23 protein-coding genes and 34 tRNA genes are annotated in these 20,900 nt (G+C 46.1%); 8 read left to right on the forward strand and 49 right to left on the reverse strand.

Going from position 1 to position 20,900, the window contains the following annotated elements:
• Nucleotides 1-79 precede the first annotated feature (79 nt).
• On the reverse strand, nucleotides 80-691 hold the full coding sequence (locus ACUVJL_RS18575) for a hypothetical protein (protein ID WP_445247214.1): 612 nt from the start codon (nucleotides 689-691) through the stop codon (nucleotides 80-82).
• Nucleotides 692-844: 153 nt separating this feature from the next.
• Between ACUVJL_RS18575 and ACUVJL_RS18580 the strand changes: the two genes are divergently transcribed.
• On the forward strand, nucleotides 845-1,237 hold the full coding sequence (locus ACUVJL_RS18580; protein ID WP_445247215.1) for a DUF4189 domain-containing protein: 393 nt from the start codon (nucleotides 845-847) through the stop codon (nucleotides 1,235-1,237).
• A 135-nt stretch (nucleotides 1,238-1,372) separates the two neighbouring features.
• Here ACUVJL_RS18580 and ACUVJL_RS18585 read toward each other — a convergent pair whose 3' ends face one another.
• A complete protein-coding gene (locus tag ACUVJL_RS18585; protein ID WP_445247216.1) occupies nucleotides 1,373-1,720 on the reverse strand; it encodes a hypothetical protein in 348 nt (115 codons plus the stop codon).
• Nucleotides 1,721-2,149: 429 nt separating this feature from the next.
• Here ACUVJL_RS18585 and ACUVJL_RS18590 point away from each other — a divergent pair, with 429 nt between their 5' ends.
• Complete coding sequence (locus ACUVJL_RS18590; RefSeq protein ID WP_445247217.1) at nucleotides 2,150-2,404, forward strand: DUF433 domain-containing protein; 255 nt, start codon at nucleotides 2,150-2,152, stop codon at nucleotides 2,402-2,404.
• 73 nt (nucleotides 2,405-2,477) lie between these two features.
• Here the strand turns inward: ACUVJL_RS18590 and ACUVJL_RS18595 are convergent, their stop codons facing one another.
• The 8 genes from ACUVJL_RS18595 to ACUVJL_RS18630 form a co-directional block, all read right to left on the reverse strand.
• Nucleotides 2,478-3,104, reverse strand: a complete 627-nt coding sequence (locus ACUVJL_RS18595) for a Uma2 family endonuclease (protein ID WP_445247218.1) — start codon at nucleotides 3,102-3,104, stop codon at nucleotides 2,478-2,480.
• A 76-nt stretch (nucleotides 3,105-3,180) separates the two neighbouring features.
• Nucleotides 3,181-3,483, reverse strand: coding sequence for a type II toxin-antitoxin system Phd/YefM family antitoxin (locus tag ACUVJL_RS18600; RefSeq protein WP_445247219.1), 303 nt, complete (start codon nucleotides 3,481-3,483; stop codon nucleotides 3,181-3,183).
• 235 nt (nucleotides 3,484-3,718) lie between these two features.
• Nucleotides 3,719-4,177 carry a DIP1984 family protein gene (locus tag ACUVJL_RS18605; RefSeq protein WP_445247220.1) on the reverse strand — a complete coding sequence of 153 codons (459 nt, stop codon included), beginning with the start codon at nucleotides 4,175-4,177 and terminating at the stop codon, nucleotides 3,719-3,721.
• A gap of 72 nt (nucleotides 4,178-4,249) precedes the next feature.
• Nucleotides 4,250-5,689, reverse strand: a complete 1,440-nt coding sequence (locus ACUVJL_RS18610) for a hypothetical protein (protein WP_445247221.1) — start codon at nucleotides 5,687-5,689, stop codon at nucleotides 4,250-4,252.
• Nucleotides 5,690-5,899: 210 nt separating this feature from the next.
• Entirely contained in the window at nucleotides 5,900-6,361 is a 462-nt protein-coding gene (locus ACUVJL_RS18615) for a hypothetical protein (protein ID WP_445247222.1), read from the reverse strand.
• Nucleotides 6,362-6,674: 313 nt separating this feature from the next.
• Nucleotides 6,675-6,743 (reverse strand) — tRNA-His (locus ACUVJL_RS18620).
• Between the two features lie 208 nt (nucleotides 6,744-6,951).
• Entirely contained in the window at nucleotides 6,952-7,152 is a 201-nt protein-coding gene (locus ACUVJL_RS18625) for a hypothetical protein (protein WP_333135948.1), read from the reverse strand.
• A 123-nt stretch (nucleotides 7,153-7,275) separates the two neighbouring features.
• The gene (locus ACUVJL_RS18630; RefSeq protein WP_445247223.1) at nucleotides 7,276-7,476 is read right to left on the reverse strand and encodes a radical SAM protein; all 201 of its coding nucleotides are present in this window, start codon (nucleotides 7,474-7,476) and stop codon (nucleotides 7,276-7,278) included.
• A gap of 328 nt (nucleotides 7,477-7,804) precedes the next feature.
• Between ACUVJL_RS18630 and ACUVJL_RS18635 the strand changes: the two genes are divergently transcribed.
• Complete coding sequence (locus ACUVJL_RS18635) at nucleotides 7,805-8,050, forward strand: hypothetical protein (protein WP_445247224.1); 246 nt, start codon at nucleotides 7,805-7,807, stop codon at nucleotides 8,048-8,050.
• Between the two features lie 32 nt (nucleotides 8,051-8,082).
• Here the strand turns inward: ACUVJL_RS18635 and ACUVJL_RS18640 are convergent, their stop codons facing one another.
• On the reverse strand, nucleotides 8,083-9,042 hold the full coding sequence (locus ACUVJL_RS18640; RefSeq protein WP_445247225.1) for a GNAT family N-acetyltransferase: 960 nt from the start codon (nucleotides 9,040-9,042) through the stop codon (nucleotides 8,083-8,085).
• A 25-nt stretch (nucleotides 9,043-9,067) separates the two neighbouring features.
• On the opposite strand from ACUVJL_RS18640, the gene ACUVJL_RS18645 reads away from it, so the two are divergent.
• A complete protein-coding gene (locus tag ACUVJL_RS18645) occupies nucleotides 9,068-9,253 on the forward strand; it encodes a hypothetical protein (RefSeq protein ID WP_445247226.1) in 186 nt (61 codons plus the stop codon).
• Here ACUVJL_RS18645 and ACUVJL_RS18650 read toward each other — a convergent pair.
• The 6 genes from ACUVJL_RS18650 to ACUVJL_RS18675 all read right to left on the reverse strand — a co-directional run bounded on the left by ACUVJL_RS18650 (nucleotide 9,235) and on the right by ACUVJL_RS18675 (nucleotide 12,073).
• Nucleotides 9,235-9,308: transfer RNA gene (locus tag ACUVJL_RS18650), tRNA-Lys, on the reverse strand. The genes ACUVJL_RS18645 and ACUVJL_RS18650 overlap by 19 nt on opposite strands.
• 120 nt (nucleotides 9,309-9,428) lie before the next feature.
• Entirely contained in the window at nucleotides 9,429-9,560 is a 132-nt protein-coding gene (locus tag ACUVJL_RS18655) for a hypothetical protein (RefSeq protein WP_445247227.1), read from the reverse strand.
• A 188-nt stretch (nucleotides 9,561-9,748) separates the two neighbouring features.
• Nucleotides 9,749-10,978, reverse strand: a complete 1,230-nt coding sequence (gene tuf / locus ACUVJL_RS18660; RefSeq protein ID WP_445247228.1) for an elongation factor Tu — start codon at nucleotides 10,976-10,978, stop codon at nucleotides 9,749-9,751.
• A 102-nt stretch (nucleotides 10,979-11,080) separates the two neighbouring features.
• Nucleotides 11,081-11,165: transfer RNA gene (locus ACUVJL_RS18665), tRNA-Ser, on the reverse strand.
• 162 nt (nucleotides 11,166-11,327) lie between these two features.
• A tRNA-Lys gene (locus ACUVJL_RS18670) sits at nucleotides 11,328-11,399 on the reverse strand.
• A 101-nt stretch (nucleotides 11,400-11,500) separates the two neighbouring features.
• Nucleotides 11,501-12,073, reverse strand: coding sequence for a dihydrofolate reductase family protein (locus ACUVJL_RS18675; protein ID WP_445247229.1), 573 nt, complete (start codon nucleotides 12,071-12,073; stop codon nucleotides 11,501-11,503).
• A gap of 235 nt (nucleotides 12,074-12,308) precedes the next feature.
• Here ACUVJL_RS18675 and ACUVJL_RS18680 point away from each other — a divergent pair, with 235 nt between their 5' ends.
• Nucleotides 12,309-12,479: a hypothetical protein gene (locus tag ACUVJL_RS18680; protein WP_332954368.1), complete on the forward strand. Its 171-nt coding sequence runs from the start codon at nucleotides 12,309-12,311 to the stop codon at nucleotides 12,477-12,479.
• A 71-nt stretch (nucleotides 12,480-12,550) separates the two neighbouring features.
• The gene (locus ACUVJL_RS18685) at nucleotides 12,551-12,781 is read left to right on the forward strand and encodes a hypothetical protein (protein ID WP_333033740.1); all 231 of its coding nucleotides are present in this window, start codon (nucleotides 12,551-12,553) and stop codon (nucleotides 12,779-12,781) included.
• A gap of 415 nt (nucleotides 12,782-13,196) precedes the next feature.
• On the opposite strand, the gene ACUVJL_RS18690 is transcribed toward ACUVJL_RS18685, so the two are convergent.
• From ACUVJL_RS18690 to ACUVJL_RS18845, 32 genes are all read right to left on the reverse strand, one after another.
• Nucleotides 13,197-13,763 carry an exonuclease domain-containing protein gene (locus ACUVJL_RS18690; RefSeq protein WP_445247230.1) on the reverse strand — a complete coding sequence of 189 codons (567 nt, stop codon included), beginning with the start codon at nucleotides 13,761-13,763 and terminating at the stop codon, nucleotides 13,197-13,199.
• A gap of 144 nt (nucleotides 13,764-13,907) precedes the next feature.
• Entirely contained in the window at nucleotides 13,908-14,120 is a 213-nt protein-coding gene (locus ACUVJL_RS18695) for a hypothetical protein (RefSeq protein WP_445247231.1), read from the reverse strand.
• A gap of 132 nt (nucleotides 14,121-14,252) precedes the next feature.
• Nucleotides 14,253-14,335, reverse strand: a tRNA-Ser gene (locus tag ACUVJL_RS18700).
• A 4-nt stretch (nucleotides 14,336-14,339) separates the two neighbouring features.
• Nucleotides 14,340-14,414, reverse strand: a tRNA-His gene (locus tag ACUVJL_RS18705).
• Nucleotides 14,415-14,420: 6 nt separating this feature from the next.
• A tRNA-Ala gene (locus tag ACUVJL_RS18710) sits at nucleotides 14,421-14,493 on the reverse strand.
• A 6-nt stretch (nucleotides 14,494-14,499) separates the two neighbouring features.
• Nucleotides 14,500-14,576: transfer RNA gene (locus ACUVJL_RS18715), tRNA-Ala, on the reverse strand.
• Between the two features lie 5 nt (nucleotides 14,577-14,581).
• Nucleotides 14,582-14,658, reverse strand: a tRNA-Ala gene (locus tag ACUVJL_RS18720).
• A gap of 7 nt (nucleotides 14,659-14,665) precedes the next feature.
• A tRNA-Arg gene (locus ACUVJL_RS18725) sits at nucleotides 14,666-14,739 on the reverse strand.
• Nucleotides 14,740-15,072: 333 nt separating this feature from the next.
• Nucleotides 15,073-15,145 (reverse strand) — tRNA-Arg (locus ACUVJL_RS18730).
• 81 nt (nucleotides 15,146-15,226) lie between these two features.
• Nucleotides 15,227-15,298: transfer RNA gene (locus ACUVJL_RS18735), tRNA-Gly, on the reverse strand.
• 181 nt (nucleotides 15,299-15,479) lie between these two features.
• Nucleotides 15,480-15,550: transfer RNA gene (locus ACUVJL_RS18740), tRNA-Gly, on the reverse strand.
• Nucleotides 15,551-15,555: 5 nt separating this feature from the next.
• Nucleotides 15,556-15,632, reverse strand: a tRNA-Thr gene (locus ACUVJL_RS18745).
• 6 nt (nucleotides 15,633-15,638) lie between these two features.
• A tRNA-Thr gene (locus tag ACUVJL_RS18750) sits at nucleotides 15,639-15,710 on the reverse strand.
• A gap of 95 nt (nucleotides 15,711-15,805) precedes the next feature.
• Nucleotides 15,806-15,879, reverse strand: a tRNA-Leu gene (locus ACUVJL_RS18755).
• Nucleotides 15,880-15,930: 51 nt separating this feature from the next.
• Nucleotides 15,931-16,006, reverse strand: a tRNA-Leu gene (locus ACUVJL_RS18760).
• Nucleotides 16,007-16,010: 4 nt separating this feature from the next.
• A tRNA-Pro gene (locus tag ACUVJL_RS18765) sits at nucleotides 16,011-16,083 on the reverse strand.
• A gap of 4 nt (nucleotides 16,084-16,087) precedes the next feature.
• Nucleotides 16,088-16,168: transfer RNA gene (locus tag ACUVJL_RS18770), tRNA-Leu, on the reverse strand.
• Nucleotides 16,169-16,191: 23 nt separating this feature from the next.
• Nucleotides 16,192-16,268: transfer RNA gene (locus ACUVJL_RS18775), tRNA-Leu, on the reverse strand.
• Nucleotides 16,269-16,297: 29 nt separating this feature from the next.
• Nucleotides 16,298-16,371: transfer RNA gene (locus ACUVJL_RS18780), tRNA-Gln, on the reverse strand.
• A 5-nt stretch (nucleotides 16,372-16,376) separates the two neighbouring features.
• Nucleotides 16,377-16,455 (reverse strand) — tRNA-Gln (locus ACUVJL_RS18785).
• A 10-nt stretch (nucleotides 16,456-16,465) separates the two neighbouring features.
• Nucleotides 16,466-16,540, reverse strand: a tRNA-Asn gene (locus ACUVJL_RS18790).
• 6 nt (nucleotides 16,541-16,546) lie between these two features.
• A tRNA-Phe gene (locus ACUVJL_RS18795) sits at nucleotides 16,547-16,619 on the reverse strand.
• 4 nt (nucleotides 16,620-16,623) lie between these two features.
• A tRNA-Ser gene (locus ACUVJL_RS18800) sits at nucleotides 16,624-16,710 on the reverse strand.
• Nucleotides 16,711-16,715: 5 nt separating this feature from the next.
• A tRNA-Tyr gene (locus tag ACUVJL_RS18805) sits at nucleotides 16,716-16,789 on the reverse strand.
• 34 nt (nucleotides 16,790-16,823) lie between these two features.
• Nucleotides 16,824-16,905, reverse strand: a tRNA-Tyr gene (locus ACUVJL_RS18810).
• A gap of 13 nt (nucleotides 16,906-16,918) precedes the next feature.
• Nucleotides 16,919-16,993 (reverse strand) — tRNA-Lys (locus tag ACUVJL_RS18815).
• Nucleotides 16,994-16,997: 4 nt separating this feature from the next.
• Nucleotides 16,998-17,074 (reverse strand) — tRNA-Glu (locus tag ACUVJL_RS18820).
• A 6-nt stretch (nucleotides 17,075-17,080) separates the two neighbouring features.
• Nucleotides 17,081-17,155 (reverse strand) — tRNA-Trp (locus ACUVJL_RS18825).
• Nucleotides 17,156-17,158: 3 nt separating this feature from the next.
• Nucleotides 17,159-17,254 (reverse strand) — tRNA-Ile (locus tag ACUVJL_RS18830).
• 103 nt (nucleotides 17,255-17,357) lie between these two features.
• Nucleotides 17,358-17,431, reverse strand: a tRNA-Cys gene (locus ACUVJL_RS18835).
• A tRNA-Glu gene (locus ACUVJL_RS18840) sits at nucleotides 17,432-17,506 on the reverse strand. It lies immediately after the preceding tRNA gene.
• A 4-nt stretch (nucleotides 17,507-17,510) separates the two neighbouring features.
• Nucleotides 17,511-17,584, reverse strand: a tRNA-Asp gene (locus ACUVJL_RS18845).
• 794 nt (nucleotides 17,585-18,378) lie between these two features.
• Here ACUVJL_RS18845 and iscB point away from each other — a divergent pair.
• Entirely contained in the window at nucleotides 18,379-19,725 is a 1,347-nt protein-coding gene (iscB, locus tag ACUVJL_RS18850) for an RNA-guided endonuclease IscB (RefSeq protein ID WP_445247232.1), read from the forward strand.
• The gene (locus tag ACUVJL_RS18855; RefSeq protein ID WP_445247233.1) at nucleotides 19,709-20,641 is read left to right on the forward strand and encodes a biotin--[acetyl-CoA-carboxylase] ligase; all 933 of its coding nucleotides are present in this window, start codon (nucleotides 19,709-19,711) and stop codon (nucleotides 20,639-20,641) included. The genes iscB and ACUVJL_RS18855 overlap by 17 nt, the downstream gene beginning before the upstream one ends.
• Nucleotides 20,642-20,900: the final 259 nt, after the last annotated feature.

The following is a 20,900-nucleotide window of genomic DNA, read 5'->3' on the forward strand; positions in this document are numbered from 1 at the left end:
TTTTGACAAATGGGCATGATATGATTCTGCTATCATTTAAGTGTTTTTTAGGTAAGAAGCTTTTTTACCCTATCTTTTTTCAGGCTATTTGTCTAGAGTTGTCTCCCTGTCTGATTTTCAGGCGACCTGTCGCCCCGTCAGCAGTTCGCATGGAGGGGGTCATCCCTTTAAAACGAACTTCTTGAGGCAAAATCAACTTTTTCAAAGCTGCTTTCAATTCCTCAGACGGCAGCGGATCGGCGCGCCTGTCAATCTCTTCAAACCACAAACAATGACCGTCCCACCGGGCAACTATCTGCTCAAACTGCGAGCCTTCTGTTACTAAATGCACTGGTACGGGTTTCGCAACACCAGTGCGCTGTTTAGCATCAGATTCGTTAACAGGATAAGCCAGCCAAGTTTGCCCTTGCAGCACGCAAGCCAAGTGCAAGCGAACGGGTACGAGCAGTTGCAAATACTCGGCCACTTGCGGCCAACTCGGCTCCTCAATTACCGCAGCAATTTCCTCATTAATCGGCCTAAAAATAGCCCATCCTTCAAAGTTGCGCGGCTGCGGTTGAAAAGTATAAACCATTGAGCTAACCCGTATCCGCACCCTTCCCCCGCCCACGCAGGGAGCCAGGAATTGGGTATCGAGTAGCTGCCCTTCTTCGGCCGCAAGTTTGCTGAGAATTTTGCGAATATCTGCCACTGAATTGACCTCCGTAATTTTACTCTTTTTTACAGAACGCACTTTTAATTGAAGCAATCATAAAGATTTGTAAAGCCTATTGACACGAATCAATATCGTAATATAATATTGAGCCAGCATCAATTTTTAACCTTGTAGATATCTCAAGTAAATATGCTGCCCAAGCTCTTTTCTAAGTTGGTTGTAGTGACAGCTCTGACACTTCCTATTTTTGGCTCGACCCAGCTAGCTAAAGCTCAGGACACCTATGGAGCTACTGCTTATTCTCCGACTTCTGACGCCACTGGTATTAGTTGGGATCATGCTACAGAGAAAGAAGCACTAAACGCAGCAGTAGCTGCTTGCAATGAACAAACGGAAGGTGCTAACGACTGCGAACCCCTGACCTCTAATAGCAATAATTGTGGAGCGATCGCAGTAGGCAAAGGAGGAGCAGGTGCGGGCTGGGGTGAGGATAAACCAGCAGCAGAAGCTCAAGCTCTCGCCGGTTGCAGCGAACTTGAAGGAGGCAACTGTAAAGTCCAGCTTTCAGCTTGCAACAAGTAATTAAACTGATAAAAATTGGTCGGAGCGGTGTATATTTTTGCTCGTAAAATAGCTGAGAAAATAGTAAATGTAGGGTGCGCCAGGCGCACCTTACAAACTACAAGTGAGCTAAAAGTTGGGTGTGCTTTGCACACCTTACAGTGAATCTCCTACTTCGGAAGTAACTGCATCAGGTGGCAGCAAACTTTCTAATCTATCTTTAGACCAGTATTCAGTAGGATAAGCGAGTGCAATAATATCAGAGAGTCTAATCAGCCACGTAACTTGTCCGTAAGCATCGATATTTTCCGCCTGTTCGTGAGGGGAAACTATCACCAAAAGTTCCGCAAACTCCCCGAACAAATTAATCGGGATGCCGCCGAAACTGCTATTATTTGTTTTAATCCAAACTTTACTGCCTCGATCGAGAGCTTCTTGCAGTCGCTGGCAGAGCAAACTGGATTTTTTGACCTGGGATTTTTTGGCTTTCGACTTTTTTCCCATAGTTTTAAGAAGTTAAAGTAATTCCACAGTGGGTTACACAGTGGGTTGCACAGTGGGTTGAGATTTAGTGCGATCCTCTTCGAGGGCTTCGCTAACGCGGTTTGGTATGGAAACGGAGAAAAGCAAAAAGGGCGATCGCCCCGTTGCTACCCCATAACTCTACCCTATAAGAAAGTGCTGTACTGCGATCGTAATAACAATTTAATCCCCAAATCGGGAAAGGACACCAGCTCAATAAAAATGTGACTCTAGCCAAGCTTCAAACCCTTAAGTCATCAGTGATTGCCGATCTCAAATCTAAAATGTAACATCTAAAATGGTATCACCTGCGGTGGCACTGTTACACAGTCAGTCAACGATCCCCGTGTTTCTACTGTGCCCAAATGTAGTATAATCGGCGGAATCTTCCCCAATCGTTTAAGTAAAACAATGGACTGGCGAAAGCTCATTCATCCAAACCCGAAAGCTTCCACAAGTCAACCAGCAGCGCCAGAAACTCGATTATCTGTAGAATTTTTGCTGGGGCTCTTTGCTGCGGGATGGACCCAACAGCAGGTGTTAGAGAAATATCCTGCACTGACTTCGGAAAAGTTGCGCGCTGCTTTAGCTGCTGCGGATTCGCAGTTAGTGGCATCCATCGCTAATCCAGAGTTACTAGAAATTATCGCTCAAACTCGAGAATAATTGAAAATAGGTAAAAAGTTGTCACTTGAGGATATTGAGGGAGATGTTTGGGAGTAAACAGCGATATTAAATCTCAACTTCCCCCTAAATTTTCTCTAACTCTTTCCCGAAACTCCAACACCGCCTCAAGGGGGTCGGGGCGTTGTACATACTCTGCAATCAGTGATAAATCCAAATTCGGCAACAACTCGCTTTGCTGCATTTTTTCATATTCCTCTCCCCGAAGATGATAAACCTCAAAGCGACGATTTTTCCAGAACCAAACCTCTCTGATTCCGAGCTTTTTGTAAACTGCTAACTTGTCCAGGCCGCCACTGCTGAGTACAACCTCGATCGCTAAATCAGGAAATTCTTTTTCTGTACCGATACAATAGCACTCATCCGGTTCTGTACCGCCCTTTTTTGCTTGAATGCGGAAGGTAGTTGAACCCAATCCCCAAAACCGAGTCCGTGTTTCTTGAAAATACGCTTCTAGCAGCATCCCAATATTGGTTTTATCTCGATCGTGACGGCGACTTGGGGACATAATTTCCAGCACTTCATCTAAATAAGTAACCCGATACCAAGGACTATCTCCGAGTTGAGTCAGTAGCTGTTCATACTGTTGCCAACTTACCCCGCTGGTAATAAATTTTTCCACGGGATCTTCGGTAAAAAGCTCTAATTCGGTTGCTAAATCTTTGATTAATATTGAAGTCACCAACTGCTCCTCCCAAGTTTAGAGTATAGTAGAAGATTGTGATTCTGTCATCAATGGTTTAACTGGCGATCGCTACCTAATTTTCCCTATCATCCTCTTCCTTAATCCCAAATTTTTGGCAAATTTCATCCAGTGTCTGAGGTTGAATGAATCTTGCTTTAGCTCTTTTTAATGCTGTAAACAAACGAGTTGCATTGGCAGGCGACCTCAGCAAATAAAGCGTTTCTAGCAAACTTTCTAATTCTGCCTCAGAAATCAAAACTGCATTTTTGCCGTTAGGTCTAGTAATAACTATTAGTTCCCCAGTTTCAACAGCGCGATCGCACAGATTTTTTAAATTTGCTTCAGCTTCAGTGTATGTAATCTCAGTTGACATCATACTGGAATTCCCAATATTTTTTGCAATTGAGCAAGAAACCCCTAACCCACCCTCACCAATATCAATAGACCAGCACGCGGTAGTAACTTTAACAATGCCCTGTACGCTTGTGACAATATTGGGCTTAATTTGTGACGTTTTAGCATGACCCCTCATGCAGCAGCTTAATAGGCTGGTCCAACTTAAACCGGTTGGGGGGTTGTGCTCGCTTCTATTGCATTGGCTACCAACTTTCTCAATCGATAAATTCAGTATTCCAGTTTGCTTCCTGTATTTTAGTATCTAACTCGCGATACTGTCTAGACATTCGATCCATTTGCGTTTGCACTTCACCAACGTCGATCGTACTGAAAAATTTGATTTCCGATCGAGTATAGCGGTCTTGCCTCAAAGCGGTTGCATCAATTAAAGACTTGTAGATGCCACGCTTAAGCGCGAGAGCATCTCTCTTGGCTAAAGCATCCGATAAAGTTACTCCATCTTCCAGAGTTGTCAGCGAATTAGTCTTGTTAATTTTCTTAATTAAGTCTTCCAGTTCTTGCACCCCTGCATCTACTTCGCTCATCAGTCCTTGGGGATTTTCTGGAGGTTCTTCTCCTTCCTGTACTTTAGCACTTCTTGTCAACCTGGCTCGCAGTTGTTCCATTCTTTTTTGACAGTCAGCTCTTAAAATTAAAGCTTCAGCTAGTTTCATAGTGTATTGTCCTTCAGCTCGGTGCCAATTGTAGCATATAATAAGTAAGGTGCGCAGTGCGCACCCTACAATTTACTTATCATCCCTCACCGGCAGCGACGTGTCGAGAATTTCCATCAACAATTCCAGTCGCGAAGGACGACTCAACATCGGCACTAAATTCGGCAAGGAGTAATAATCACCCGCAAACGTAAAGGTTTCCACCGCTACTTGTTTGTCCTTTAATTGCTTCTGGACATATTCGCACCAAGAACCAACTCGCACAATCACAACATCAGGAATTACCCCCAAACTGCGGCAGTAATTCTGATAAGCATCTGCAAAATAAGGTGCAGCGTTTTCGCCTTCATCTGTTACCAGAATGAATTGCTCGACAACCTGCTTTTTAATTCGCATTGCTTCCACCGCGCAACCGCAACTTGTGCCGCCGCCACTGCGAATGTGTTTGAAAGCCCGTTCCCAGTCTGTCAATTCGCTGCCGTTTGCTTGCACTGGATACGGCATTGTGTCAAAGGCATAAACGAACAGTGCAGCCTCGGAAATGCCGGAAATCAAAGCAGCGAGACGCTTCCCGACTTCGATCGCACTTTCCATGCTTCCCGACTTGTCAATCAACAAACCAGTTGCTTTCGCAATCTTGCCGCGCTTCTTCACCTGTTCGTTTGTCACCGCTTCCAGCTTCGCCGCCGTTGCTGCGTCGAAGTTCGCGCCCGCGCCCGCAACACTCGCTTTGTAAGCAGAAACCCGATCGCACTTTGCCGCTTCATCCAGCTTCGAGTCAATCAACTGCTTGACTTCCGGGTGATCCATCGCGCCGCGAGACTGAATCGATTTCAAATTGTTGATGACTTCCTGCGGCGACATCGAGTTAATCAGCGCGGCCAAAACTGTTGGCGTTAGCTGTTTGATCGCACCAACTGCGATCGTATACGGAATCTTGTACTCAACAATCAAATTCGCCTGTTCCGCAGGTGTGGCCGCCTTTGCTAACTGCTTCAAAACGAATGCCAGAGAGTCGGACGGCGGATTGTCTTTAAACAGAATAGCATTAGCGCGATCGCTCGGCTTGACGTGCAGCGTTGCGTACAAATGCTTCATCGCCTTGCGGTTGCGGATGGCGGCGCGATCGAAAAACTGTGCATTCTTTTCCCGCGATTTCAGATAGCGAGTGACAGCAGTGCGCGCGCTGCGGGGCACCTTATTCTGGTGCTGCTTCATAAAGTCCACAATCCGCGAAACCTCGTAGGGAGGGAACTCTTGCAGCATCATAAAACCGGCATCTCGGTGTTCCGTCAGCGCCGAAGTCAGCAAATTTCCGGCAAAAACTTCCTTGTGATCGCGCACGTCGCCGTGACGTTGATACCACACTGCTAAATGACCGTAAAATATTGGGTCTAATTCGATAATTAACTTGTGAATTTCTGCCACCTTTTCCAGTTGACGGTGAGGAGTGGTGAGCAGACTGTTGAGCATTTCCAAACGCAAATCGCGTTCTGCTACATTCATATTCATTGGTGCTACCTCCGATTTCGATTTTCGATTTTGGATTTTCGATTTTGGATTGTCAGGAATATCCTAAAATCAGCGGGTGGCAGTTGTTGCACACTTGGCAATGAATGTAATAGTCACCGCGCAAGTTTGGCGAGCTTTTTTTTTATAACCTGGATAGGGTTGGTATGTAAGCTCTCCGAATTGGGGCGCGGCAACAACTGCTATTTTCAATTATTTCTGGGAAACTTGTTCTAAGTCGATCGCTCTTTTGTCTGGTTCAACCCAATTAATCCGAGCTTCCCAGGACATCAGGCGCGATCGCGTGTAATAGCGAAAGGGTAAAGTGCGATCGGCATATTTTGCAATCAAACCGTTAGCCAAATGTACGATCGAGCGATTGTGGCTTTCATCGGCGAGATACCGGCGAATAGTTCGCACCCAAAACAGCGTTAGTGTTTCGTGATACCCGCTATCTTTTGTGGTTTCAATTCCTTGAACCGAGTTGTAACGTTTAATGCCATTGCGAATCGCATTTATCGCTTCTTGCTCCGAGTCATAAAACAGATACCACAGAGCAACGGTTAAATGTGCTTCGTGCGTCCATTGACTTCGCGGCAAGCTGCATTCTTGGAAAGCATGAATCAGACTGTCTATCTCCTTGGGCGATCGGTAAATTAGAGTTGTATTTTTCATAATTTAATTCTCCTCACCACTTTTACATCTAATATTTATAAATATGAGATGTTCCGCACAAGTTAGCAAAGCGTTTTGACAGCCCGAACGCTCTACCCCTGAGCTACAGTCCCTTAAACGGGACTGGCAGGATTTGAACCTGCGACCAATCGATTAAATTGTGTGTATGCGCTTCATTTGTTAGGGCGCGGAACAGATTTTTTTGCGAACAAAACCGTAGAATAATTTTCCTTTTTCTTTCTATTACCTCGGTCAATAATTATTTCCTTAGTGTAGTGAAATGCACTTCGCGCAAGTTAAGAAAGCCGTTGTTCATACGCAGGAGTTGAACCCGCGACCTTTTCCTTCACAGGGAATTGCTCTACCAATGAGCTAGTATGTAAGCTTCCTCAGTTAGGGCGCGAAGTGTTTTTTCACTTTAAAAATTGCTGGTTTTGGCGGCGCACAAGTCAGAGAAGCTATTTTTAAAACCCCTCTCCAAGAGGCGGAGAGGGCAGGAGTTGAACCTACTATTCGATCGCTCGAATGTTACCAGTTTGTAAGCTTCTTTAGTTGGGGTGCGCTGCCTAATACCTGCTTTCAGTGAATTTCTAGCCGTAAACGGCTTCTGGGCGGACAATTAAATCACCGCTGGGACGGCGATCGAGAACGTAAGACTCGAAGCGATCGCTCTTGACATCAAAATGATTAGCCAGACGTTCCTGAATAGCCTTGTCGCTCATTCCGGCCCAGATGCCCAGTTGGTCTTCTGCCAGATCGTAGGAACGTCCTTCAAAACGAATGTGAACCATTACCGATACCTCCTAGAGCAATTTGGGATTTGGGATTAGTAGCTTATCTGCTCTCGACTTTGGCTTTTTGTGAGACTTAGCAAATTGCCAGTATCGGTAAAGATTCACGAAATCTGGTAATCTTTACTGAAATAAACGCCGTTCTAAGTGATAAGCTTGTTTGACGTTGCGGATTTCCTCAGCCTTTTTGGTTCCTTCGACTTGGGCAGAACTTATCTGTTCTGCATCCGCATTAAATTCGTTTAAATTAGACTGATTCGGTACAATCTCTGGCTCGGATGGAGTCGGTTTGTAGCCGAACACTGTGGTGTACAGTAACAACATGACAATTCAGTCTCTGTTACAAGACTTTCAAATTGATCTTCCTTGGAATCTCGATCTATATTCAGTTTTCAAGGTTCAGAAGCGGTACGAAAAATACAGGTTTTTGCTTGTCCTGTGCTTTCCATACTACTATACTACATACGTAATACATAGTTGTCAAGGGGGTCGGAAAAGTTTTTTAGATAAAACTTACACGAGTGGCGAGAAACCGGGTTTTTTCAGGAAAATATTTCGTTGCAACCCGCAGATTCGGTAAAAAACCAGGTTTCTTGGGTGGGAGTGCGATCGTCGCGACGGGTGGCGAGAAACCGGGTTTTTTCAGGAAAATATGTCGTTGCAACCCGCAGATTCGGTAAAAAACCGGGTTTCTAGGGTGGGAGTGCGATCGCCGCAGTGGCGAGAAACCGGGTTTTTTCAGGAAAATATTTGGTTGTTATATCGTTTCCGGTTGCATCGGAATGATTTAACCACAGAGGGCGCAGAGAACGCAGAGGGAGAGAATACAGAGATGAATAATTCCGATGCAACCGGATTTGATATTACCCGCAGATTCGGTAAAAAACCCGGTTTCTAGGGTGCGAGTGCGATCGCGAACTGTAACATCGATCAAACATCCTTAACATAAGAAATGCTGTCGCGAATATTGTGGAAGCCAGCAGACTCGTAAAGATGCAATGCACCTGAGGAATTTTCAGCATCGACGCCGATAATAGCAGTAGCCACACCGGCAGCTTTCAGTCGATGCAAACCAGCCAGCAACATCGCTCGTCCCAATCCCAGTTTGCGGAAGCCGCGCCTAGTGCCGAGACAAGCAATCCAGCCTTCATTGCGCCCGGTACGATCGCACTCTTCCACACTAATCTCGCAGTAACAAAAACTGACAAATGTGCCGTCATCAGCAACAGCAATCAAGTCTAAATCATTTCTGTAATTGGGTTTAGCTAACTCGTGCTTAAATTTATCCACCGTTAAATCGTGATGATTCCAGTGATCGATAAACGACTGGTTGAACATTTCTACCCAAGCTGCGGCATCCTGTTCGCCGGGGAACTGACGCAGCGCGAAACCTTCGGGGAAGTGCGGTTCTGGGATCGGTTCAGAGAGCTCACGCGCCATTCGGCAAAAATAGCGATCGACCTTAAAACCGCAACTTGCCAGCACAGAAATGCGATCGCAATCCTCAGCGCGAGCGTAGGTTCGCAGCTTCACGCGCCCGCCCCCCATTGCAGACACCTCGCGCATCCGCACTTCACCCCAGGCGATCGCGGCTGCTTCCACATCCCCTCCGCGCGCGTCGGGGTGGACGCGAAACCGCAGCCAACCGTCGATTACTTCGCCCGGTTCAGAAACCGACAACTGAGCAAAACCGATTAATTTTCCCTCTGCATCTTCCCAAAGGCGGATATCGCGTGCTACATCTAGAGACGGTGCGTTAAATTCTTGTTGTAGTTCCGAGATGGAAGTGCCTTGATCGAGCCGATCGACTTCTTCGCAAGTATTGATTAAATGGGCGATCGCATCTAAATCGCGATCGCCGGCATAGCAGCGCGCCGAGAGATTTGCCATTATAGCTAATCACCTGTTCGGGTTATTGATTAATTTAAAAATAGCTTGGGCGATCGCACTTTTATCGATCGGATCAGCCGATCGGTCGATCGGCATTAAAAATCCGACAACACAAACACCCCAACGCATCGAACCGCTACAGCAGTTGACTGCTCTCGTGAGTTTGGATAAATTCAGGTTCAGGATTTGGGATGGGAGTAGAAGGACTTGAACCTTCGACCTTGAGATTAAGAGTCACCTGCTCTAACCAACTGAGCTATACTCCCGCATCTAAGCTAGTATAACACAACTGTTCTGAAAACTCAACTATTTTTGTAAAAAATTGTGGCGATCGCCCTTACTCGAATATTTAATTTAAGTTCGATCGCCCTGATCCCACATTTAATTCAAGTGCGATCGACCTCAAGCACCTCCCCAGAGTTGTGCAAAACGTGCGGCAGACCATCCAACCAAATCTGATACTTGGCCATCTCCAATCTAGACAATTCGCTTGACTCCATCTTGGCGCTGTACTGCATCCACACAGAAAAATTTGCTGTGAATTAATCAGTAATATCGTTTCCGGTTGCATCGGAATGATTTAACCGCAGAGGGCGCAGAGAACGCAGAGGGAGAGAATACAGAGATGAATAATTCCGATGCTACCAGATTTGATATAAGGTGGACTTTTGTCCACCCTACTGATTCTAATTGGTTCCGAAAGCGTCTACTTGAGAATGTGGGAGACGACACCGGCACCGACAGTGCGATTGCCTTCGCGGATGGCAAAACGCATATTTTGTTCGATCGCGATCGGCTGCAACAACTTCACAGTCATATTAACCCGATCGCCGGGCATTACCATGTTGATCGCGCTGCCGTCATCAGCCGTAAAAAATGCGATCGTACCTGTAACATCCGTTGTCCGCACGAAGAATTGAGGGCGATATCCCGCAAAGAAAGGAGTCCGACGACCGCCTTCTTTTTCCGACAGCACGTAAACCTCAGAATCAAATTCAGTATGAGGTTGAATTGAACCGGGTTTAGCAAGCACCATCCCCCGCTCAATTTCGTCTTTTTGGATGCCGCGAAGCAACAAACCGACATTATCTCCAGCCATTCCTTCATCCAGAATTTGCTGGAACATTTCAACGCCGATAACAGTTATCGTGCGAGTGTTATGGATTCCCACCAATTCCACAGTATCGCCGACTTTGATTTTACCCCGCTCGATTTTGCCAGTGGCGACAGTTCCCCGACCTTTGATCGAGAACACATCTTCCACAGCCATCAGAAAAGGTTTGTCAATATCGCGATCGGGCGTAGAAATCCAGTCATCTACCGCATCCATCAAATTGTAAATGCCATCAACCCACTCATCCTCGCCGCGATTTATTTTCGGATTAGCAGTCATCTTTTCCAGCGCTTTCAGTGCCGAACCTGCGACAATAGGAATATCATCGCCCGGGAAACCGTAAGAACTGAGAAGTTCGCGAATTTCTAACTCGACTAACTCCAAAATTTCCGCATCGTCTACCATATCTTTCTTATTCAAAAAGACAACCAGCTTCGGCACTCCCACTTGCCGCGCTAACAAGATATGTTCGCGAGTTTGAGGCATCGAACCATCTGCAGCCGACACGACGAGGATTGCACCATCCATTTGAGCGGCACCCACGATCATGTTTTTCACGTAATCAGCGTGACCCGGACAATCAACATGAGCGTAATGGCGATCGCCAGTTTCATACTCAACGTGAGCCGTATTAATCGTGATTCCCCGCTGTTTTTCTTCCGGTGCAGCATCGATTTCATCGTACTTTTTAGCCTTGGCCCGACCCTGTGCAGCCAGCGTCATTGTAATCGCCGCTGTTAGGGTTGTTTTGCCGTGGTCAACGTGACCGATCGTACCGACATTGACGTGGGGTTTGTTCCGTTCAAATTTGGTGCGTGACATTACATTTGATTCTCCTCTAAGAGTTGTTTTTGGTTTCTAATCATGAGTTTTTAGTCCTTAGCCTGTTATTGATGACTAATGACTGATGACTAATGATTAAAAAGGAAAGTGGAGGAGTCGAACCTCTACAGCTTTCGCTGCACGCTGGTATTCCAAACCAGTTGCCGTCCACACAGCCGCACTTTCCAAGTTTTGGAATTTTTAACCGCAGATAATTGCAGATAACGCAGATTAACGCAGATAAATGCAGGAGATCTCATGCAAGAATATGCCCTTCAATCTTAAGTCTAAAATCTCACAGTTCTCCCTCAATCTAAAATCTAAAATCTAAAATCTAAAATCGATTCAGTGGGTGGTATAGGAGTTGAACCTATCTGATACCGGTTAAAAGCCGGGTGCATAACCGCTTTGCTAACCACCCTTAAATTTTTAGCGTTTGGGTAATTACTAAAACATCATTTTGTAGTAAACACTTCACTCTTTTTTTGCTTGTGGCAATTGCAACGGATAAAGTCCCGATTGCTAATGCTTTAGTCGATAATGAAGCAACATGAAACCGTTGCTATAGATTTTGCGATCCGCAAGTTCCAAATTTGTCGGATCGAGTGCACGGGAAAAAAGAGGAATTCCAGAGCCTATCACTAGCGGATTCAACTTTACAATCATCTCGTCAATCTCCGAAAAAAGAGTTGCCGCTAAAGCGCTACCACCGCAGAGCCAGATGTCTTTACCCGTTTCTTTTTTCAATTCTTTAACAAATGCGACAGGATTGTCCCAAACAAGTTCAATATTCTCATCTGGGCTGGCTTCCATAGTGCGCGAAAAAACATACTGCTTCAAGGCGGGATAAGGATTAGTTACACCAACATTTAGCCCTACTTCATAGGTTTTCCGTCCCATCAAAACCGCATCAAACTGCTTGTTCTCTGCACGAATGCCTCGTGCTTCCTGAAAGTGAGCCGGAAAAGTCTCAGGAAAGGAATCGAACAAATCAGCGAAATGCTCCCCTGACATAGGAAAACAATCAAATGAGCCATCTTCGCGAGCAATAAACCCGTCAACCGTACAAGCAACGTAATATTTTAGTTTTCTCATGTTTCACCTTTTTTATTAAGTTGTTTGGTTACTGCTTGCTTGTGAATGTAACTAATATATCCAATCGCTCCCTTGGTTAGAGATTTGCGATCGACCTTTTTATTTGTTAGCGCACAGTTTCGCAGCAGCAGCCATTTTATCGCGCTGCGCTCGCATCCTTACAGACGATCGCAGCAAAGCGCGATCGGTACTCAAAAGGAGATAAGCTGGTGTCAACTAAATATGACTGCTGCTAATGCCTGAACAAGAGGAAGGTTCCAAAACCATAAAAGTTACAATGCCCAACCGAATCCATCAAAAGCTGAAGAAGCTGTCTGACGAGTCAGGAATATCCATGTCTAAACTGATGCTGCTGGCAACTATCAACGAATATAAGCTGATTGACGATAAACTTACCCCAGACTAGCCCCACTTAGTACCCTTTCTTTCCCCATTATGCTATCCTTCAGGAAAATAGTCAACCCTGGAGGTGTGCTTGTGACTCAAGATGAACTCGAAGCCCTTGTTGATGAACTCGGCTTAGTGTCAGTCGTCAGCCTGCTGGCAAATATCTGCCACAACAAAGCCCGACAAACCTTGTGCCTGAAGGGACAAGGGGCTACTCCTTATACCGCTTGGAACAGCAACGGCTTCTTGCTGAAGCAGTTGATGACCAGACTGCGGCCAATCGGCAGCTACGATCGCGATTTAGACCTCAAGAACAACTGAGGTTCTGAGGTTCAACCCGTGCAAGTGCGTAAAGCATTGGTTTTAGTCGGTTAACAGCCGAGTATGTATGCTTTAACTGTTAGGGCACGGGTTGAAACTCTTCGATTTGGACTTGAACCTTGAATGGAGAGGACGGGACTCGAACCCGCATCAATCGACAGCAACTTTCAGGAAACGCGCTTCCTTACTGCCCGCAAGCAGACGGGAACTGCCCCCATCTCGGACTGTTAATTCCTTTCAGTGCTTCCGCAACCCGTTGCCAGTTGGCGTTTTCAGGGAACGTCGCGAAGCAACTTTTGACCCTACTCAACAAACCCGATCGTCCTTTTGGGAGCCGCTTTTCCAAAGTTTTTACGGTGCCATTCCACTTAGGCGACCTCCCCATAATTTTGCTCGCTGTATGTACGATCGCCAATCAGGACAACTGTTTTCGCTCCAGAATATAAGGCAATAGTTTGGCGATATTTCTGGCATCATCAATACCTCGGTGATGAGTTCCTTCTAGCGGTAAACCCGCGATTTGCATAGCTTGCGCCATCCCATGACGTTTTCGCAAACCTTGCTTTTGGGAAAACAATTGTTTGAGATTGACATGAGGATAAGCAATGGGAAAAGGTACTTTGTGAAAATTGCTGTCTTGTTGAAATTGTTGGCGATCGAAATCGCCCCAAGAACCAAATACACCATTTGAGTAACCAGACAGCCAGTTTTTCATAAGTGCGATCGCTTCCGGGTAAGTCGGAGCTCGATCGACTTGTGCTTGAAAAATAGATGTTAGCGATTTGCAGAATTCAGTCAGGATAGGATGGCGGATAGGTTTGATAAAGCTTTGAAATTCATCAACAATACTTAGAGATTCTGAATGCACCATAACCGCTCCTATTTCGATAATTTCCATTTCCTCTTTTCTGATATTTCCGCGATCGCAGCAAGTTGCTTCAAGGTCAACCACCAGATAGTAATTGTAATGCTGTAAATTCATATAAATTAAACCTCACATAATATATTTCTGACTCGGGCGCTCCCACTAAAGAAACCGGGTTTTTTACGAAAAGACGCTTGACAGCCGGAAGATTGGTAAAAAACCCGGTTTCTGAGCTTCATGCGTAAGCCCTATATTGATGACTTACGCATATTCTTCAAAACCCGGAGGTGTTTCCTCAAAATCATCCGCAACGTAAGTAAAAATTCCTTGACCACAGCCAAATTGACGAGGTTTGAGAACAGCAGTCTTTTCGGGTGACTTTTCTTTCAGTTTTTGGATTTCGTTTAAAAGTTTAATATCCTTTAATAACAAAATCCACTGAATCAATTCTAATTTTAGAACTTGAATGCTCATGGCTTCTATGTTGAATAACTAGCAAATCTAGACTTATTATAAACCAATCCATCCACCGAGGAGGTACTGCCCCTCCTATCGCCGCGTTATCAGCACGGTGTCTCGCTTTTCGACTTCCGGTGGTTAATTAAAAGGAAGATGAAGGAATCGAACCCTTACAGTTAACTGTACCCCAGTTTTCAAGACTGGTTGCCAACCATTTAGCGGCATCTTCCAAGGGGTGTCCGACGGGACTCGAACCCGCTAATAACTAGCTTCACAGGCTAGCGTCTCGACCGCTTCGACTTCAGACACCGCAAATGGAATCAAGGAGAATCGAACTCCTAACCTCTTGCGTGCAAAGCAAGCGCTCTACCAATTGAGCTATGACCCCAGTTTTTGGTGGATCGTGGTCGGACTCGAACCGACATTTTCCTAGCAGCGAACTAGGTACTTTACCAATTAAGCTACAGACCCAAATTTGGTGGATTGCGATCGGATTTGAACCGATATCTTTCTAACAGCCAGTTAGATGCTTTACCAATTAAGCTACGAACCCCAGACAGCAGGAGCGGTAGGACTTGAACCCACAACATTCGAGGTAGAAACTCGACACTCTATCCAGTTGAGTTACGCTCCCATGTTTTTTCTTAATGTGCGATTCCCTACGGGATAGCTGCGCACGCGCGTACTTTCCGTGCAAGTTATCAGAGCATTGCGTTTTCTCAGTTACTAGAGGGACTGGGCCGATGAGTTATTACACACTCTTTAAAGGATGGCTACCTTTAAGCCAACCTGCCGGGTTCAATGCACTCCTCGTTCTCAAACGCCCGCTGATTTTGACAGCGGTACCTTTCCTCTCGTACTAAAGTATGTAGGCTCCAAAGATTGGGACACGCAAAGGGCGATCGCTCTTAATATAAAAAATTATCCATTCAATGGAATCAACCTCCTTAAATTAAAGTAAAAACAACGAGAGTGGTAGGACTCGAACCCACAACATCCGCGTCCGAAGCGCGGCGCTCTATCCATTGAGCTACACTCCCATAAATTAGTAGGCCTGGCAGGATATTTCCCCGCGCCTGCTTTTAAGGCAGATGCTCTACATCGAAGCTCAGGACTACAAAAGCGGATGATGGGACTCGAACCCATGCGCTGAGAATGGCATACTCAGATGCTAGCCTTTACATCACACCCGCAAACCGATTTAAAATTTGAGATTTTGGATTTAACTGAGATGTTGCACCCTTGTCAATAAGCCTTTTATGAACTGCCAAGATGCCCGTTCCACAAGAAAATCTACTCTTTGTGGAACAGGCATCTTGCCTGTTCTTGAGAATGGTGCCAGATGTGAGATTTAACAAACTTCTTGTTTCCCCAAGCGGATAACGAGGCTCGAACTCGTGCCTAGAGTTTGGAAGACTCGAATGCTACCGTTACACCATATCCGCAATTGTGGGGCTGGTGATAGGAATTGAACCTACAACCGACTGATTACAAATCAGTTGCTCTGCCTAATTGAGCTACACCAGCGCGCCAAGCAGATAGTGAGATTTTAACTCGCAAGAAAGCTTTACAAGAGCCTCATGTTGCCAATTACATCACACCTGCATTTTTGGTGGCGGGGGCAGGAGTTGAACCTGCTATTAAGAGGCTTATGAGACCTCCAAGCCTACCCAGGCTACTTCACCCGCGATGTCACCAAATACCCCTGACTGGCATCGAACCAGCACTAACTAGATCCTAAATCTAGCGCCTCTACCGATTGGGCTACAGGGGCAAAACCGATTTGAGATTTGAGATTTGAGATTTGAGATTGAATAAAACCTCATACCCCTGACAGGCCTCGAACCTGCAAAAAACACTCGTTCTGAGCGAGTGATGTTTTCCAATTACATCACAGGGGCAAAGTCGGGATGGTTGGATTTGAACCAACGACTCCATTCTCCCAAAGAATGGCTTCTGGCCGCTGAATTACATCCCGTTCATGCTCCTAGTGAGACTCGAACTCACACTCAAAATAAAACAGATTTTAAGTCTGCCGCGTCTGCCAATTCCGCCATAGGAGCAAGTATAAACTTAGTTAAAAAATTGGTACTCCTGGTGAGATTTGAACTCACACAACACAATTTTTGAAATTGCGGCCTCTCCCAATTGGGCTACAGGAGTGTAATTGATCTGCTTTGGTAATAGCAGAACTGGGAAGGCAGGGATCGAACCTGCATTTTGCCGCTTTCAAAGAGCGGTGCCATACCGATTAGGCGACTTCCCAATAATTGGGTGCAGGGGTAGGCTTTGAACCTACAAAAACTCCTATTTCAGAGATAGGCGACTTTACCAATTTGTCTACCCGGCAATTTAAAAAATGGCTGCCCCAGTAGGACTCGAACCTACAACCTAACGGTTAACAACCGCTTGCTCTACCATTGAGCTATAAGGCAACGCAATCCCCCAAGTCAGTATCGAACTGACGACCTCTTGTTCTTCACACAAGCACTCTACCAACTGAGCTATCGGGGGAAAACGGAGAAGGAGGGATTTGAACCCTCGACGGCTGTTAAACCGCTCTTTCTTAGCAGGAAAGCGCCTTAAGCCACTCGGCCACCTCTCCGAGCGCGAGAACGGAGGGATTTGAACCCCCAATCTTCAGTTTTATTAACTGAGATGTTATCCGGCTACACCACGTTCTCAAAATTGCAACTGCATTTAATATGCAGTTGCAAATGGGTCGGGCTGGAATTGAACCAGCAACGCTTTAAGCTACTGTTTTACAGACAGCTACCCACGCCAATAGGAGGGCCAACCCAAGATACGAATTTTGGTAGGTCGTCGAGGAATTGAACCTCGATCCATCCGCTTAAAAGGCGGCTGCAAAACCATTCTGCCAACGACCCAGTTTGGAAGTGCTGACGGGAGTTGAACCCGCAATCACTTGGGTGAAAACCAAGCGGCTTAAACCATTTGCCTACAGCACTATAAATTGGCACAGGAACTGAGATTTGAACTCAGAATACTGGTTTTGGAGACCAGAGTGTTGCCAGTTACACCATCCCTGCTTTTGGTCGCAGCGGCGGGATTTGTAGCTTGCTTCCGCGAAGCGGTACCCGCATTGACCAAGGTATGAACTTGGCGCTTTACCATTAAGCTACGCTGCAATGTCACTTTCGCTTCGTTCCTTTTCAAAGTTAAAAAAATCAATTACAAAGACTGTTAGTTTAATCTTTTAATTTCTATTTTTTAATTTCTGATTGGGAACAGAGGTTAGGGCGGGATTTGAACCCGCGCAATTCGGTTTTGCAGACCGACGCCTTCAACCACTCGGCCACCTAACCTGGGAGTCCCGACGAGGTTTGCACTCGCAATCTTCTCCTTGAGGGGGAGACGGCTTGACTTTTGCCTACGGGACTTTGACGGGAGTAACGAGACTTGAACTCGCAACCTTTCGCTCGACAGGCGACTGCTCTGACCGGTTGAGCTATACCCCCGCGAAAATGAACAATATTCTGTCGTTGAATTACTCAAGTTGGGACGGGGTGGCGGTTGATTCCGCGTACTACAACCCGATCGGGCTATTGTTGCCGGAGTCTACACCGCCGATGTCCACAATTATGTGACACGATTAACTTCCTATTCTGTTTTCAAGGTTCATATTGCTCGTGGGCTAAGGCTTTGAAGCTCTTTCCCCTTCGCCATACATTTATACTACATTACGTAATACAAGACTGTCAAGGGGGTAATACAACTTTTTTTTAAATTGGGTTTTTTAAAGGGGTGTCGATCGCTCCAACCAACCCTCTGCGTTCCCCAAAACCCTTATAAATCAAGAGTTTTTGCGGCTAAACCGATGTTGTGGCGTAAGGTAAATCTGAGGCTAAAACTGTACTACACGCTGATTTGTCTACATTCTCGCCGTCGCGCGAGGTGGCACTTCTGGAAAATGCGATAATCAGCTTTTAGATATCAAATACTACAAATCAAACCTTGTGTCACGAACCCAGCGCTGACTGCTTAAGCAGTACAGCGTGGGCTTGAGAGAAATCTTAAGCCTTCGCGATTAGCCTCAGTGTTCCAGTATGCAAGGAATACTACGTTTTCCGAGAATACATAGGCACCGTGAAGTGTAGGGCTAGCAACCCGATTCCTAGCTTCACGCTCTGCGGTTTTCATTAAACATTCCTGTTGGGTCGGGAAAGTGTGGAAACATCAAAACCTCGTGAAAACATTGGCGAAGGAAACCACATTCTTAGGAATGAAAACCTGTTTACTAGGTTTAACAATCATGAAAGTCTACGTTATCAACAGAAAAGGGCGTCCCTTGATGCCCACAACTCCCAGGAAGGCGAGACTCTTGCTCAAGAGTGGTAAAGCCAAAATTGTTCGGCGCACCCCTTTCTCTATCCAACTCATCTACGGTTCGAGTGGCTACACTCAGCCTGTGAATTTGGGTATTGATGCAGGGTACGAGAACATAGGCTTCAGTGCCGTAAATGAGAACCGAGAGCTTATTGGTGGCGAACTTAAGATGCTCAAAGGAATATCCGAAAGGATTACCGAGAGGCGCAAGTATCGTCGTACCCGTAGGAATCGACTACGACACAGAAAACCCCGTTTCTCCAATAGAAGGATAGAGAAAGGCTGGTTGGCACCTAGTATCCAGCACAAGCTAGATACTCATCACCGACTTATCCACAAGATATGCCGTACCCTCCCTGTCAGAACGGTAACAATCGAAGTTGCTGCATTAGACATCCAGAAAATCAAGAACCCCACAATCGTTGGGGAACAATATCAATATGGAGAGCAATACGGCTTTGATAATCTGCGGGAATATATCCTGCATAGAGACGGACATAAATGCCAGAATCCCAACTGCAATAACAAAACAGACAAACCAATTTTGCAAGTTCATCACTTGGGATTTTGGAAGAATCCACCTGACCGCACGGATAGACCCGCCAATTTGATTACACTTTGTACCAAATGCCATACCCCCAAAAACCATCAGAAAAAAGGTTTCTTGTTTGCATGGCAGCCCAAACTCAAGTCATTTAAGGGTGAAACATTCATGACAATGGTGCGGTGGCGATTGACCGAACAAGGTCGGTACGAGTCCACCTTTGGTTACATTACCAAAGGTAAACGCCGGGAGCTGGAAATAGAAAAGTCCCACCACAATGACGCTTTTGTCATTGCTGGCGGGACAACTCAAACCCGTGTGGTCAAGCCGTTGATGCTCGAACAAATTCGACGTAATAAACGGTCACTAGAACAGTTCTACGATGCCAAATATCGTGATATCAGGGACGGAGAAATCCGTTCTGGAGGCGAGTTGTCTTCCGGTCGTAGAACCAGAAATACCAATCTTAATGGTGAAAATTTACGACAACACCGTGCCCATAAAGTTAGCACTGGACGCCGCGCCATTAAGCGGAAGCGATATCCGTACAAGCAGCGTGACTGGGTTTTGTTTGAAGGAAAAGCTTACGAAGTTATCGGGATGCAGAACTTGGGCACTCGCCTTAGTTTGAAGCCCGATACCAACAGTAAAACTAAGTACAAAACGGCAGCTTTAAGCAAAGTTAAACCATTAAAAAGAAGAGGAGGAATCTGTGAACAACAAACATGATTTGGATAATTGGGAGACATTTAGTCCCACAAATTATCCCGCCATTCCTCTCGACGCCGACGTAAAGTACGGCGCGAGGCTCCTGGCGGAAAAAGCTGAATTGCCCTTAACTCCCGTGCCCGCAACCACAGAACCCGATCGCCCAAACCTCCCTCACTGGCTACACTCCTTGGATAGCTGTCCGAGTACCAACAGTTGGGCGATCGCCCGCGCGGCCCAACTCCACCACGGAGATGCTGTATTTACTAGGCGGCAAACCAGCGGGCGCGGCCAACACGGGCGCACCTGGCACGCCCCAAGCGGTGTCTTGACTGTTAGTTTTGTACTCGAAAACCTCAACCCCACTCTGTTGCCCGGACTCAGTTTAGCGGCCGGTTTAGCGGTGATTTACGCGATCGAAGATTTGGTTCCCGACTGTCGCGATATGCTGCGCCTGAAATGGCCAAACGATGTCTGGATCGATCGCCACAAATTAGCCGGAATTCTCTGCGAAGCCACCAACGGCAATGTTTCTGGCAAAACTCGCGCGGTTGTGGGAATTGGGATCAACCGCTGCGTAGATTTCGCGGCTGCGGGATTGGATGAAAGCGCCATCGGCAATGCGGTAAGCTTGCATTCTATTGCTAGTACAGTACCAGATGAACTGTGTTTGCTCGATCGACTGCGGCACTATTTACTCGAACTAGCCGATATGTTTTCTACAACAGACAAGCCAGCCTCCAAATCCGGTTTAGCGCTACTTTTGCCGGAATTGCGCCGCCGCGATGCGTTGATTGGCTGCCCGGTGGCGATCGAACTTGCGTCGGAAACCATCTGCGGAGAAGCCGCCGGCATTGACGGAAGCGGCCGCTTGTTAGTATGCTTGGCGGGCGATCGAATACAAGCCTTTACCTCCGGCCGAGTTCGAGTGAATTAAAAGAAAGAAGGAAGTTCGGCAACGGATTGTGTAACGGATGTAACGGATGTAACGGATGTAACGGATGTCAGGAAGTTCGGCAACGGATTGTGTAACGGATGTAACGGATGTCAGTCCGATGGAAGAAGGAAGAAGGGAAATGCAGTCAGAGCAATATTTTCAGCGATAAAAAATGTTCTAACCTTCTTGCCAGTTACTATAAATTAAGAGAAAGAAGTCATTAGTAATTAGGGAAAATTCCCAATTAACAATGCCCGAT

The organism is Microcoleus sp. OTE_8_concoct_300, from assembly GCF_031383065.1.
Classification (GTDB): Bacteria; Cyanobacteriota; Cyanobacteriia; order Cyanobacteriales; family Microcoleaceae; genus Microcoleus.

Excerpts from the sequence above, each read along its gene's own strand:
- ACUVJL_RS18580 (WP_445247215.1), top strand. The coding sequence starts at position 845 with ATGCTGCCCAAGCTCTTTTCTAAGTTGGTTGTAGTGACAGCTCTGACA.
- ACUVJL_RS18585 (WP_445247216.1), bottom strand. The coding sequence starts at position 1,720 with ATGGGAAAAAAGTCGAAAGCCAAAAAATCCCAGGTCAAAAAATCCAGT.
- ACUVJL_RS18590 (WP_445247217.1), top strand. The coding sequence starts at position 2,150 with ATGGACTGGCGAAAGCTCATTCATCCAAACCCGAAAGCTTCCACAAGT.
- ACUVJL_RS18600 (WP_445247219.1), bottom strand. The coding sequence starts at position 3,483 with ATGATGTCAACTGAGATTACATACACTGAAGCTGAAGCAAATTTAAAA.
- ACUVJL_RS18605 (WP_445247220.1), bottom strand. The coding sequence starts at position 4,177 with ATGAAACTAGCTGAAGCTTTAATTTTAAGAGCTGACTGTCAAAAAAGA.
- ACUVJL_RS18610 (WP_445247221.1), bottom strand. The coding sequence starts at position 5,689 with ATGAATATGAATGTAGCAGAACGCGATTTGCGTTTGGAAATGCTCAAC.
- ACUVJL_RS18615 (WP_445247222.1), bottom strand. The coding sequence starts at position 6,361 with ATGAAAAATACAACTCTAATTTACCGATCGCCCAAGGAGATAGACAGT.
- ACUVJL_RS18625 (WP_333135948.1), bottom strand. The coding sequence starts at position 7,152 with ATGGTTCACATTCGTTTTGAAGGACGTTCCTACGATCTGGCAGAAGAC.
- ACUVJL_RS18630 (WP_445247223.1), bottom strand. The coding sequence starts at position 7,476 with ATGTTGTTACTGTACACCACAGTGTTCGGCTACAAACCGACTCCATCC.
- ACUVJL_RS18635 (WP_445247224.1), top strand. The coding sequence starts at position 7,805 with ATGTCGTTGCAACCCGCAGATTCGGTAAAAAACCGGGTTTCTAGGGTG.
- ACUVJL_RS18640 (WP_445247225.1), bottom strand. The coding sequence starts at position 9,042 with ATGGCAAATCTCTCGGCGCGCTGCTATGCCGGCGATCGCGATTTAGAT.
- ACUVJL_RS18655 (WP_445247227.1), bottom strand. The coding sequence starts at position 9,560 with ATGCAGTACAGCGCCAAGATGGAGTCAAGCGAATTGTCTAGATTGGAG.
- tuf (WP_445247228.1), bottom strand. The coding sequence starts at position 10,978 with ATGTCACGCACCAAATTTGAACGGAACAAACCCCACGTCAATGTCGGT.
- ACUVJL_RS18675 (WP_445247229.1), bottom strand. The coding sequence starts at position 12,073 with ATGAGAAAACTAAAATATTACGTTGCTTGTACGGTTGACGGGTTTATT.
- ACUVJL_RS18680 (WP_332954368.1), top strand. The coding sequence starts at position 12,309 with ATGCCTGAACAAGAGGAAGGTTCCAAAACCATAAAAGTTACAATGCCC.
- ACUVJL_RS18690 (WP_445247230.1), bottom strand. The coding sequence starts at position 13,763 with ATGAATTTACAGCATTACAATTACTATCTGGTGGTTGACCTTGAAGCA.
- ACUVJL_RS18695 (WP_445247231.1), bottom strand. The coding sequence starts at position 14,120 with ATGAGCATTCAAGTTCTAAAATTAGAATTGATTCAGTGGATTTTGTTA.
- iscB (WP_445247232.1), top strand. The coding sequence starts at position 18,379 with ATGAAAGTCTACGTTATCAACAGAAAAGGGCGTCCCTTGATGCCCACA.